The following is a 13,668-nucleotide window of genomic DNA, read 5'->3' on the forward strand; positions in this document are numbered from 1 at the left end:
TTCTTTACATTAATTCTTATTATTCCTCTTCTAAAAATTTATAATTTATTGAAATTATCACTTCTTAGCAAATAAAAAAGCCCACTAAAGTGAGCTTAATATTTATAACCGGTACATCTGATTAGGCGCAACATAAAAGCTTTGGCCATCCAGATTAAAATTAATCTCTCTTCCGGAATCAAGTAGAACTTTTTCACCTACTTTTACCCATTTAAAGCCACCAGAAATATTTTGTTTTCTTTCTGAAGCTATAATCTGAACACGAATAATATCACCGTCGATAGATTTCGCGGTACGAAAATTTGGATATTTCAATATATACACCAATACAATAAACTTTAGTAAACTCTTTAGAGCAGTTTTCGAACAATTATTTGATTAAAATAAAATTGTTTTAATTTTAATAACTACAAAATCTCAAGAGAATCTTGAAAAATGGGAGTGGCATCGTATGAGGTTTGCCTTCATTAAGTTTTATATCTTAGCACAGCTTTCTGAAATAACAAACTTATTAGAAATAATTATAGGTTTTTATGATCAAAAAATTTTTTTAATTTGGCAATAAAGAATATAATAACTATATAATTTATATTCATAGTTAAATAATTTTTTAATTAAAATTTAATTTTACTATTTTTAATTTTAATTTTTTTAAAGAAAACCTTATTATTTATCTTTTATTTTTTTAAAATTAAAAATCTTTCAAACTTAATAATATAATTTTATTAAATTTTTATATAAAAAATATTATCTATGTTATTTTTATTAATAAAGTATTGATAAAAAGTAATTTACCTGCGTACTTAGTTAAATTTGTTCTATGCTGTAGTAGTTAACCTAAGAATATAATTTAAAGTTTTATAGGAGAAAAAATTGATAAAATAACTTTTTATAGCCTCTAGCATTGCATCCACTTTAGCTTTTGCCGGTTGTGCTACTATGAACAACCCATCTACTGACCGCAACTTGGCTTTATTACAAAACAAGACTTGGATAGTAACTCAGATCAATGATGTAAAATATAAGGCTGATCCTCAGCAATCTGATGTCCCAAGTTTAACTTTTGATAATACTCAACTTAGCGGAACTGATGGCTGTAACCGTCTTATGGGGGGCTATACAGTGAAAGGTACACAAATTACTTTCTCAGAAATAGCCAAAACACGAAGAGCGTGTTTAAGCCCTACAAATTTACCAGATAAATTTACTAATGCTTTGAATCAGGTTACTGAATATAAGGTGAGTGAAACTGAGCTAAAACTAATGGACAGCAACAAGAATACAGTGCTTGAATTTAAAACTCAGCGTTAATATAAAAAGTCCTCACTATGAGGACTTTTTTACGTTCTATATCTATGACAGCGCCTATAAAATTAAAAACATTTTATTTTATGAATGCCAGATATTAAAAAAGGCTTCAAGTACTTGTATTTCCTTGAAACCTTTACACCATAAGGTGTCATATTTGGTAGGCATATCCAGACTCGAACTGGAGACCTCTACGATGTCAACGTAGCGCTCTAACCAACTGAGCTATACGCCTAAGTGTTTTGCATCATATGCATTTTTTATTTTTCTGACAAGTTTTTTTTATTCAGCTTTAAAGCAAATGCACAGTCTTTAAGCAATTTCTTAAACATTTTAAGATTCTCTGGCGTGTCCTGTTGCATGAACCGAATTTTCTGGTCAAGTTGAGCTAGTTCATAAAAAGAACTTGTGTCATTACTGTATTGAGCCAATCTTATCATCCACTGTTGAAAAGTCTCATAAGAGTACTTATGCAGTTCAACGGGAAGATTTTTAGTAAATTTTCTTATAGAACGTTCATAAGGGGTCATTTTTTGTAGATTTTGACGATACTGTATCAACAAGTAGATTAGAACCAGCATCACAATACTAATAAATAAAATCAGAATATAGCTATAAATAGATTTTAAACCTAAACGTGCAAGCCAGTTTTTTTGTTTATCAGTATCATATCCTACGACCTTGCTTTGCCATTGATAGGAAGCATAATCACTCCATACCCGAATATTTTTAAGCAAGGCAAACTGTTGATATTGCAAGCCAGAACGGTGATTATTGCCTAGTGTAGAAGGCTCCTGTTCCAGATAGTCTTGCATGCCCGACCCTACCCGTTCTGGTGCTACCGCAGCTGTTGCATCAACTCGATGCCACTGGCCATTTAAATAGACTTCCGACCACGCATGAGCATCCATCTGCCGCACCTCCCAGCTTTGTCCATCTGGAGCCGGCTGTCCTCCCTGATACCCGACTACTACCCGGGCAGGAATACCGGCATAGCGCATCAACATTGTAAAACTACCTGCATAATGCTCACAGAAACCCTGCCGGGACTTAAACAGGAATTCATCTATTCTGTCTTGCCCAAGACGGCCTGGACTTAAAGTATAGACAAAGCCATTGCGACGATACCAGTTCAATACATTCTCTACATACCGGGCAGGTTGCTGATTACTCTGTTTAAATAAATTGCTGGCTAACTGCCGGGTCCGGGGATTAGTGCTACTCGGTACTTTCAGGTTTATAGCCTGAACTGTATCCGAATATTGGGGTGCTACCGTCTGGGCTGATTGTCCCAACCATTGCAGTCGAATGGGCTGTGCACCCTGATTTGGACGGGTTGGAGTAATACTCCAGTCTTGATGTAACTGGAAGTTCGCCTGTAAAGGAATAGACTTTTCAAGCGATACTACCCATTGCTGTTGTGAGTCAGCAGGCAGATACTGGTAATCTAGCCCGTCAGTTATATGAAGAGATGGCAATGTCTTAGGTTGCTGATTAATAAAATGGCTAGTCCAAGTCCGTCCATCAAATTCATCCAGCACCATCGCGCGCCAGTACAGCTGCTCACGCTCAGGTAGTTTCTGTATATTGCCTAAAATCCGGAATGCCAGCGCACTGGATTGAGAAATCTGGGCGATATCTCCTGGTGACATTCGGTCACTTATGCCGGTGGTGGCACGATCAGTCTGTAATGGTACTGACCAGAGTGGAGGCAACCGTGGGAAAAAAATAAATAGTACTATAAAAAATGGTATGGCATAGAGAATCAGCTTAGTTACATGCTGAAAGTCCTTTCTTAAACGGCCTTTAACCTGTTCTTGTTTAAACTCACTTATCTGAATCCGGTACAGCCCGATCAAGCAGCTGATGAGTGAACATAAGATTAATATAGCCATCCCGATGTTTTGACTATAAAGGAACAGGCTGGCGCTTACAAATAGTGCAAAGTTAAAAATAATTAGATAATCACGCCGAGTTCGAGTCTCTAAAGCTTTACCATACAGGCCCACTGCTAATAGTGTTACCCCTGCTTCTACACCGATGAAACTCCGATACTGCCAGTAAATCACAGCAAAGCTCAATAGAACAAAAATGACCTGAAAAATTTTAGACTGTTTTTTATGGAGATTTTTATGATATTGCCATGCCAAGCTTATTATTACACAAGCAAATAGAAGGCTGTTCATTATAGGAGTGAAAGCCAGTTGTGCCAGCCAGATCAGCCCGAGAGCCAGTAGCATGGCGCCATGAACAGGTCGATTTAACATGGTTAAGCCTGCGCCAGTAATTTTTGTGCTTTCTGAAATTGAGCTTCACCTGATCCGGTGGCCAGCTCGTCCTGTGGTAAAACCAAACGATAAGGGCATTGTTGCTGTTCGCATTGATCTACCAGCCCCATCATTAAACTCAGTTTTTCTTCATGCTCTGAACTTGGCATATGCTCATAGCAAATTTCTATCTTATTCTGCTCGGGATAGCTTTCAAATACCTTGATATAGAGGCCCTGACCTCGAGCAGCCTGCTTCCATGACACTGCATGGTAAGAGTCACCCGTTTTAAAATCACGCAGTTCTTGAAATTCATCCATATCCTGTGCCTGTTGTAATGCATTTTGTGCAGCATTCTCAGCTTTAAAATCTAAAGCCTGGGGAGCAATCCAGCTCATTTGCTCCAGATAAAGATAGGTCCAGGCGCGAACCAATCCGAAAGGATAAGTAGAATATATCTGTAGGCGTTGTAAATATAATGGTCCGCGTTCTTCTGGCCACACCAGTAAATGAAAACGCTGCTGTTTATGCTGTACTAGAACTGGAATGATTTGCTTTGCATAATACAGGTTTAAATAACGTACAATCTCTCGCTCCTGATAAAAAATAATCTCTATCTGCATGGCTTGGCCTACCCGGCCGACTTCAGGCACAATCACTTCTATTTTGAGTTGATGCAACTGTTTAAAAGCAAGATAAAAACTGATACAAAGTACAGCACTGATTAAAAAGCAGAAACCCAGTATCAGGTTATTGGCATAGTTAACGCCGGCAATAAAAGTAATCAGTATGAGAACCAAATACAGGTAACCCTGCTGATACATAAAGACCAATATATCCCGCTGCTTGAGGGTTCTTTGCCCATCAATCCGGAAACGCTTGGCAAGCCAGCCTTGGATATGTTTCTGCAAATGGTGTGCTCCTAACTAACCGCCACACTTTGCAGAAGCTTATAGCTTTCTGCATCAGTTGTTCCGAGACGATGAGAAACCACAGCATTAAATACGGCCTGTACATCATCTGTAGTCGCATAACTGCGCTTTTCTAATAGAGCATAGGCCTGCGTAGCTTTTTTTAAGGCCAATATTCCGCGGGTAGATAACCCATGTCGGCCTTTACGGGTCATTTCAGCCAAATCCAGAATATAATCCAGCACTACATCACTTAAATAAATATTACGTGCCAGTTGTTGAAGATTCAGAATATCCTGCTGGCTAAAGACATGCTCAATTGTTGATATTAATGCCTGACGCGAGTCCTGTTGTAACAGAATCCTTTCTGCCTGGCGCGATGGATAGCCCAAGGATAATCGCATTAAAAAACGGTCCAGCTGGGACTCTGGCAAGGCATAAGTTCCACTCTGGAATAAAGGGTTTTGTGTAGCAATCACCCAAAATGGCTGAGGTAAAGCATGTCGGACACCGTCTACCGTGACACAACCTTCCTCCATAGCCTCCAGCAAGGCACTCTGTGTTTTCGGACTACAACGGTTAATCTCATCAGCCAGTAAAATCTGGGTAAAAACCGGTCCTGGTTTAAACTCAAAAATATGTTCAGCCTGATTAAATATATTAATTCCAATTACATCACTGGCCAACATGTCATTGGTAAACTGTATGCGCTGAAATCTTAAACCGGCAATATGCGCTAATGCACTCGATAAAGTAGTTTTACCTAATCCGGGCAAGTCTTCAAACAGGACATGCCCACCTGCTAGCAAACAACTTAAGGCCAATTTAGTTTGCTGCGGTTTATCCAGAATAATGGTATTGATCTGCTGTAAAAAGCTGTCTATTTGTGAGGCATACTCTCCTATCTGCCTGGCTAGTTTTTCATTCTGTTGATCTTTTTCATTCTTTTGAAGCCTGTTGGTTCCCCACATCCCCTTCCTTCCTGAATAAAAAAACGGTGTATATTTAACATACACCGTTTTTATGTTTTTCTAAGTTACTAAATTATTACTAACATGGACATTTTTTTAAATCTCCACCTGCCGATGGATAACGTGAATCTACACAGTGGCGATAAAATGTTTTAGCGTCCATTGCTTCAAGATCTGGATGGTGCTGTTTCATGTGTTCTAAATAAGTCTGATAATCAGGCACCCCTACCATCAGGCGAAAACTTTGTTGCAAACGTTGCCATAAAGTCGCGATACGTGACCAGTTCTTAGGAGAGAAAATCAGATGCTTTTGCGACAAAAGTGTAAATTTGATTATCTTTGCCAGAACAGTCGTACTATTTTTTGCAAGCTTCAATTTCATTAAGACTCTCCTCTGACCGAAGTTACAGGCGCTGTCTCATCACGATATACCGCGGGTGCTTCATTTACTGTCGGTGTTGGGCTAGCCAAGGCACGACGTACCACACGGATAGATGCAATGACCATCACGATTGCCACAATCATAAAGAAACCGCAGAGGACGGCATTAATCTGATTCGACATGACAATCATCTGCATCTCAGCAATACTTTTTGCCGGAGCCAGAATCTCATTACGAGCAATTGCATCAGAGAAGCGATTAGCCTGCGCCAAGAAACCAATTTTCGGATTTTCATGGAAGATTTTTTGCCAGCCTGCTGTCATTGCAGTGATGAAAAGGAAAATAGTAGGCAAAATCGTGACCCAAACATATTTTTCTTTCTTCATTTTGAAAAGGATGACTGTACCTAAGATTAGTGCCATTGCTGCCAGAATCTGGTTACCAATACCAAATAATGGCCACAAGCTGTTAATACCGCCTAGCGGATCGACAACGCCCTGATATACAAAGAACCCCCAACCGGCTACAGCTACCGCAGTCCCCAGCAGGTTTCCAAAGAAATTATGAGACTGTTTTACAGCCGGAATTACAATACCTACTGTATCCTGTACCATAAAACGGCAGGCACGTGTACCGGCATCGACTGCTGTCAGGATGAATAAAGCCTCAAACAGAATAGCGAAATGATACCAGAATGACATCATGGCACGGCTGTTAAAGATTTCGGAAATAATATGAGCCATACCAATTGCAAATGTTGGCGCTCCCCCTGTACGGGACAAGATCGTAGTTTCTCCTACCTCTTTTGCGAGCAGTGCTAATGCTTCGGGTGTCACAACAAAGCCCAGATTACGTACAGCTTCTGCTGCACTTTCAACTGTTGTACCCAAAACAGCAGCAGGAGCATTAATTGCAAAATATACTCCTGGTTCCAGTACCGTTGCACAGATCATGGCCATGATCGCAACAAAAGATTCCATCAACATACCGCCATAACCGATCATGCGGATATGAACTTCATTTTCAACCAGCTTTGGTGTGGTACCTGAAGAAACGAGCGCGTGAAAACCTGAAATTGCACCACAGGCAATAGTAATAAACAGAAATGGAAAGAGCGAACCGGCAAATACAGGCCCAGTACCATCAATAAAGTGAGTTACAGCAGGCATTTTTAGTTCTGGCAAGGCAAAAATAATACCAACAGCCAGCCCGACAATTACCCCAATTTTCAAGAAGGTCGATAGATAGTCACGTGGTGCAAGCAACAGCCATACTGGCAGTACTGAAGCCACAAAACCATAAATAATCAGACACCAGGTCAACTGAGTACCTGAAAGTGTAAAAAATGGTCCCCAGTATGGATGTGCAGCAATATTTCCTCCATACACAATGGCTAGCATCATCAGAATGAAACCAATCACTGAGACTTCTGCAATCTTGCCCGGGCGTATATAGCGCATGTAAATGCCCATGAAAATTGCAATAGGAATAGTAGCCGCAATACTGAATACCCCCCAAGGACTATTCGTTAAAGCCTTGACTACGACCAGCGCCAGTACTGCCAAAATGATAATCATTACCCCAAGTGCGCCCAGCATTACAATCACACCGGCAAAAGATCCAAGCTCCTGTTTTGCCATTTCCCCCAGTGAGCGTCCATCACGCCGGGTAGAAATAAACAGGACCAGAAAATCCTGTACAGCACCAGCCAGTACTACACCAGCCAGCAACCAGATCGTTCCGGGCAAGTACCCCATCTGGGCTGCCAGAATCGGTCCTACCAAAGGTCCCGCACCGGCAATTGCAGCAAAATGATGGCCAAAAAGTACATATTTATTGGTTGGGACATAATCCAGGCCATCGGTCATCCGATAAGCTGGAGTGAGCCGTCTGGCATTAAGCTCAAACACCTTGTTGGCTATAAACAGGCTATAAAAACGATAAGCAATACTATAGACACAGGCAGCAGCAAGCACTAACCAGACTGCATTAACATGTTCACCACGACTGACAGCAAGTATCCCGAAAGATATTGCCCCGATAATTGCTACAATCACCCAGATCAATTTTGAAAAGGGGGATGACTTAGTTTGAATTGATTCCATCTTGACCTCGTATTTCAATTATTTAAGCAGGTTAGTTATTGTTATTCATCGTGCTACTTTCCCTTTGCAAATTTCCTTTTTTGACTCTACTCCTCATCTTTTTGTTTTCATCTAATACTTTGGCATTAAAAAAGGGATGATCATGATCATCCCTTTTGATAATAGTCTATTTTTAAACCATTATGCACGTTCTAAGTATTCACCAGTACGGGTATCTACACGAACACTTTCTTCTTGCTGTACAAATAATGGAACACGTACTACTGCACCAGTTTCCAGTTTTGCCGGCTTGCCGCCACCACCAGAGGTATCACCACGTACACCCGGATCAGTTTCAATAATCTTTAAGGTAACGAAGTTTGGTGCACTTACGTTTAAAGGTACACCATTAAACAGCATAATTGTGCAGGCTTCATTTGAATCATCTTTTAACCATTTTGCTGCATCGCCCATAGCGTTTTTATCAGCAGCAATCTGTTCAAAAGATTCAGGGTCCATGAAATGCCACATTTCACCATCGTTGTACAAGTAGTTCATTTCTACTTCTACAATATCGGCGCCTTCGAGTGAATCACCTGACTTGAATGTTTTTTCTAATACTTTGCCCGTTTTCAGGTTACGCAGTTTAACGCGGTTAAACGCCTGCCCCTTACCCGGTTTTACGTATTCGTTTTCCATGATTGAACATGGGTTGCCATCAAGCATAACCTTGAGGCCTGATTTGAAATCATTTGTAGAATAATTGGCCATGACTGGCACGCTCCAAACTTACTAACTTAAATCTATTAATGCTAGACTAGCATTATTTTTAACGTGTGGCATGATAAACTATTTATATCAAGAGCAAAACTGGCAATCACAACTCAGTGACCTAATTACTGACCCGCTAGAATTGTTACACGCGCTTCAGCTTTCACCCGAACAGTTATTATCAGGGGCAGTTCTGGCTTCTGAAAAGTTTAAATTGCGCGTACCGCGCGCATTTGTTGCAAAAATGTGCGTTGGTGACCCTCTTGATCCTCTTTTGCTGCAAGTCTTGCCACATCATCTTGAACTAGAGGATGTTCCAGGATTTGTTACTGATCCTTTAGGTGAAGAGGCAGCCAATCTTTTACCTGGTGTTTTGCATAAATATAAAACACGTTTCCTGCTTACTTTAACAGGCGCCTGTGCAGTTCATTGCCGTTATTGCTTTCGCCGCCACTTCCCCTATCAGGAAAATTTACCTAAAAATGAAGACTGGCCAGCAATTAAAAATTATATTTTAAGTCAACCTGAGGTTCATGAAATTATTTTAAGTGGTGGTGATCCACTGACTTTATCCAACCGTAAGCTCGGTTTATGGCTGGAAAGGCTTGAGTCTATTCCCCAGATTGATACGCTTAGAATACATTCACGTGTGCCGATTGTGATTCCAGACCGTATTGATCATGAGTTAATTTCTCTTTTGGAAAACAGTAGGCTACGTATTATACTGGTGGTACACTCTAATCATGCTTCAGAACTCGATGACTTCACCTGTTCAAAACTGCATGAACTGGCATGCCGTCAGGTCACTGTGCTCAATCAGGCAGTTTTACTTAAGGGTATTAATGATTCTGCGGAAGTATTAATCAATTTAAGTTATAGACTGTTCGAGGCACGGGTTATGCCTTATTATTTACATGTGCTGGATAAAGTTAAGGGGGCCCATCACTTTGACTTGCCTTCTTCAAAGATTGATGAAGTTTATAAAGAGGTCCTAGCAAGTCTGCCAGGTTATTTAGTACCTAAACTGGTTAGGGAGATTGCAGGTGAGAAGAATAAGACACCGCTGTTTGGGACTATAACAATTTGAGTTTCTATAATAAGTATGATGAATAGTACATTTTCAGAAATATTTCATTCCCCCAATGTTCTTGATAGGGAAAAACTTAGCTTTGCACCCGCTACAGTGAAAGATCTGGAAATGTGGGCAGGTAATCTGTCTTTCATGCAGCTTGGTGACACCTCTAAGTCGCTGTTTCATGCCGTACTCGAAATCTCTCGCTTAAAATGTAGTGAAACACTCAGATTTGACCTGATTCATAGTTTGCATCCTACCATCGATAAAGTACTGGCCAGCTTAGAAAAACATTTTTTTAATCAGGGTCCTATCAGTACTGACCGTAATGAGCATATTATTGAACTGGCTATGCTACTACGCTGTCACTTTGCAGGAGTTTATATTAATATTGCGCGTTCTGCGCACGAGCAGCTCGCTCATCAAAAATTTTCTCTTTTTGCTTTTAATCAGAAAAAAAACTTATCTATAGCTCGAACATTGGCAATTTATTATGCCCTGCAACAACTTGTCAGCCTACTGTATCAACAGCAAATACTTTATAGTCACTATTTTACCGGTCAATGGCTCATTGCTCATCAGCTGTATGATATTGCTTTAAAAAATGATTTTCATATGAACAGTATTAACCAGATACAGGGCACTCAAAATACTTTAGCCAATATTAATCAAACCTATGCCCAGCTGATCTTACTGGACATTTTTAATGCTCATCAAATTCGGCCCTCTGAAATTCAGTCACTTTATCAATGCAGTTTTGACTGGGCGAAGCTGATCCAAATTTTACCTAGAGCAACGACTCTCACCAAATATGTTGTAGATTGCAATAAAGACTACCCACCAATTCACCAGAAAAAACAGAATCCGGATTTTGAACCCAGTTTTTTTATTACTACTCAGGAATTGCTGGAACACATCAATGCGACTTTTGGAAGAACGCCAGAATTTTTATCAAAACATGAACAGAAAAATTTAAGTTTGGCACTCAAATTCCATGTACAAACCATTTTAGGCAGCACGACAGAACGCCGTCATGACCGCTATCAATATTCTGCACAGCTAGATATCTGTTTTAGTTTATTGTCTGCACATTTCTATCTTTCAAAAGCCAAGACTTTTAATGAAACATTAATGCTGGAAAATAATTATGGCTTTCAAAGTGAATCAAAATTATTATTAAACTGGGATAAAGATACGCCTGATACTCTTCCCCAGGTCAGCTCTAGCCGGCTATTGGATCGGAAAGCCAAACAGCTTTATCAGACCAGCGTGCTTGATGTCAGCTTAAATGGTTACCGAATTAAATGGAAAGGTGAAACCCCAAAAAATTTACGCACAGGCGAATTTATATTGGTTAAGGAAGAAACCCAAGAGAAATGGCGAGGTGGAGTCATTCGCTGGATTAAGCAGTCTACCAATAAAAGCCTAGAACTTGGACTGGAAATTTTGGCACAAGAGATGTATCCGTGCGCAGTTCGAATGCAGATTGATCTTCATACAATTAATTATCATCCTGCTTTACTTATTCAAAAAGCCGTCTTTCAGCAGCAGGTCACCCTTATTTTACCAGGTTCACAAACCTTTAAAGAACACCAAACTATTTACTTGCGCTTGGGCCAGGAAGAAATCAAAATTTGTCTTACCAAGGCATTGTTGATTACCCAAAGCTTTATCCAGTTCAATTTTGAGTTGATTAACGAGCAGCAACAGGGGTTACTCGATCAGTTTATGGATAAACAGGCGCAAGAATTAAATAAACAAGATTTATGGGAAGCATTGAAGTGAGAAACCCGCTACTCTCCAAAAAATTCAAACGTACTGAAACGCGTCTACTCATTATTGATGATAATCAGATCCGTTATAACCAGATTATAGAGATTTTTGCTCAGCAAGATCATCTGGTACAGGCAGTGCTGTTGGATGACTTAAAAAGTTTTGAAAAGCAGCTTCATCTGGATTGGGATCTGATTATTTTCGGCCGGGCCTATGATCTTAAAGTTGAACAGGCTCTTTCAATCGTACAGGCATCAACCCAGTCAAGTTTGCCGGTGCTCCTTATAAAGCCTGATCAATATGAACCGGCACAATATAATCACTATATATATAAAGGTGTCTATGATGTCATTAACTTGGATTTTCCAGAACGTTTTTATATAGGGCTGGTACGGGCACTTTCATATTACCGACTGGTACAGGCTCAACAGCGTTTAAGTATTGAACTTGAGATGGCCCAGAATCAGGCGCAGACCCTGGTTCAGGAAAGTCATAAAGCTGTTGCTATTATTCAGGAAGGAATTCATATTCAGGCAAACAATGAATACCTGAATTTATTCGGCTTGGAAAAAGAAGACGAAGTTATTGGATTACCTCTTTTAGATATATTACAGCCTGAAGATCTGAATGATTTTAAACAGCGTTTTAAAAAAATCAGTCAGGGGCAGTTTGATCAGGGGCATTTCGAAATACGCACTCTAAACAGTCAGGTTGCCTGTTCATCCGCACTTGAACTTGAATTTGTATCTGCTGCTGAGGAAGACGCTCTACAAATTAGAATTAATTGTGACTCAAGTAATTCTAATACCTTGCTCTCTAATAATAGCTCACCCCAGATATCAGAGAAAAACTCAAGTTCAGTTAACCCTTTCCAGCTGGTCAACCGTTATTTAATTAGCCAGCCTGCAAAATTTAATGCTCTGGTGGTATTTAGTCTGGCCACCTGCTCTGATCAGATTTTCAAGAGTGACTGGAATACTTTAAAAACTTACTTTCTGAATATTGAAGACTTTATTAGAGAGCAAACTCATACGCTGGTCTTTAAAGTTCATACCATACTATATGGTGCTCTGTTCCAAGCAGAATCTGAAGAAATATTAGAATCTCAGTTAATGAGTCTGCGCGCCCTCGAAAAAGCCCAGCTTCTGACAGTTAATGATGTGAATTTCTCGTTGCAACTACAAATTGGTTATACACTCATTCCAGATGAAATTCGGGACAATGATCATTTCGAAGAGCTTCTGGAGTATGCATTTAACCATCACCTGCCTGAGCTGAAACATGAGCCTGAACTAGAATTAACTGCTCCGCTTGAAGTTGAGCCGGCTCCGGTACCTGAAGTTCCAGAAACCGCTCTGAGCGCAGCCACCTCTACTCCTTCACTGGTACAAGTATTGGCCCAGAAACTCCAGCAGGCAGATATTCATTTAAGATATCAACAGCTTTATGATAAGCAAGATATCAATCTTTATACTTATGAAGTTACCAGCGGTATTATTTATGAAAATCGCTGGCAAGAATTTTCTGGTTTAGCTGACCTACAAGGAAACCATGAGCTTTCAATCAAACTTGATCGCTGGGTACTGGTAGAAGCCTGTAAACAATTACATAATTTTATTCGCCAATACCCTGACGCCAGACTGATTGTTAACTTGAATCAGCATATTTTATTTAATGACTCACAGCTTCCTGAATTGGTGGCTAAACTTATTACCATTATTGGTAGTAAACAGTCCCATCCACTTATTTTGCAATTTGCTGAGGAAGAAATTCTTTACAATTTACCGGCAGCACAAAAGCAGATTGCGCTATTACGTCAATATGGTGCAGAGATCTCAATCCGGAATTTTGGAAATTCTATTTATAGTGAATCATTACTAAATCAGATAGAGCTACAGTATGTCACCTTAGATCAACAGTTAACACAATTGATTTCCAATGATAAAGAACTAGGTAACCTGCAAGAAAAAATTATCAATTTCCTGGCAATTAAGCCTGTTGAAATTATTTTGCGTGAACTTGATGACATGAACCTGTTTGCCAATGCATGGAATATTGAAGCACGTTATTTGGAAGGTAATTATTTCCAGAAAAAACTGGAATTCTTAACTGATGTACAGGATCAGTAA

11 protein-coding genes and 1 tRNA gene are annotated in these 13,668 nt (G+C 39.7%); 4 read left to right on the forward strand and 8 right to left on the reverse strand.

The window, feature by feature from the left end; translation table 11 throughout:
• Positions 1–102: 102 nt before the first annotated feature.
• A complete protein-coding gene (locus tag B3R63_RS03000) occupies positions 103–315 on the reverse strand; it encodes a transposase (protein ID WP_286728255.1) in 213 nt (70 codons plus the stop codon).
• A gap of 624 nt (positions 316–939) precedes the next feature.
• Here B3R63_RS03000 and B3R63_RS03005 point away from each other — a divergent pair.
• Complete coding sequence (locus B3R63_RS03005) at positions 940–1,311, forward strand: META domain-containing protein (RefSeq protein ID WP_286728256.1); 372 nt, start codon at positions 940–942, stop codon at positions 1,309–1,311.
• A gap of 155 nt (positions 1,312–1,466) precedes the next feature.
• Here the strand turns inward: B3R63_RS03005 and B3R63_RS03010 are convergent.
• From B3R63_RS03010 to efp, 7 genes are all read right to left on the reverse strand, one after another.
• Positions 1,467–1,543 (reverse strand) — tRNA-Val (locus B3R63_RS03010).
• Positions 1,544–1,568: 25 nt separating this feature from the next.
• Positions 1,569–3,575: a transglutaminaseTgpA domain-containing protein gene (locus B3R63_RS03015; protein ID WP_286728257.1), complete on the reverse strand. Its 2,007-nt coding sequence runs from the start codon at positions 3,573–3,575 to the stop codon at positions 1,569–1,571.
• Between the two features lie 2 nt (positions 3,576–3,577).
• Positions 3,578–4,486: a DUF58 domain-containing protein gene (locus tag B3R63_RS03020; protein WP_286728258.1), complete on the reverse strand. Its 909-nt coding sequence runs from the start codon at positions 4,484–4,486 to the stop codon at positions 3,578–3,580.
• 11 nt (positions 4,487–4,497) lie between these two features.
• On the reverse strand, positions 4,498–5,457 hold the full coding sequence (locus tag B3R63_RS03025; RefSeq protein WP_005404840.1) for an AAA family ATPase: 960 nt from the start codon (positions 5,455–5,457) through the stop codon (positions 4,498–4,500).
• A gap of 79 nt (positions 5,458–5,536) precedes the next feature.
• On the reverse strand, positions 5,537–5,839 hold the full coding sequence (locus tag B3R63_RS03030) for a YbdD/YjiX family protein (protein WP_005014997.1): 303 nt from the start codon (positions 5,837–5,839) through the stop codon (positions 5,537–5,539).
• Positions 5,839–7,944, reverse strand: a complete 2,106-nt coding sequence (locus tag B3R63_RS03035; protein WP_005014998.1) for a carbon starvation CstA family protein — start codon at positions 7,942–7,944, stop codon at positions 5,839–5,841. Before B3R63_RS03035 ends, B3R63_RS03030 begins: the two co-directional genes overlap by 1 nt.
• 180 nt (positions 7,945–8,124) lie before the next feature.
• On the reverse strand, positions 8,125–8,694 hold the full coding sequence (efp, locus tag B3R63_RS03040; protein WP_005406143.1) for an elongation factor P: 570 nt from the start codon (positions 8,692–8,694) through the stop codon (positions 8,125–8,127).
• A 70-nt stretch (positions 8,695–8,764) separates the two neighbouring features.
• On the opposite strand from efp, the gene epmB reads away from it, so the two are divergent.
• The 3 genes from epmB to B3R63_RS03055 are packed head-to-tail and all read left to right on the forward strand — an operon-like array spanning position 8,765 to position 13,668.
• Positions 8,765–9,781, forward strand: coding sequence for an EF-P beta-lysylation protein EpmB (epmB, locus tag B3R63_RS03045; protein WP_286728259.1), 1,017 nt, complete (start codon positions 8,765–8,767; stop codon positions 9,779–9,781).
• Positions 9,782–9,796: 15 nt separating this feature from the next.
• Complete coding sequence (locus B3R63_RS03050) at positions 9,797–11,551, forward strand: GTPase (RefSeq protein WP_286728260.1); 1,755 nt, start codon at positions 9,797–9,799, stop codon at positions 11,549–11,551.
• On the forward strand, positions 11,533–13,668 hold the full coding sequence (locus tag B3R63_RS03055) for an EAL domain-containing protein (protein WP_286728261.1): 2,136 nt from the start codon (positions 11,533–11,535) through the stop codon (positions 13,666–13,668). The genes B3R63_RS03050 and B3R63_RS03055 overlap by 19 nt, the downstream gene beginning before the upstream one ends.

The organism is Acinetobacter sp. UBA1297, assembly GCF_002307755.1.
Lineage (GTDB): Bacteria > Pseudomonadota > Gammaproteobacteria > Pseudomonadales > Moraxellaceae > Acinetobacter > Acinetobacter radioresistens.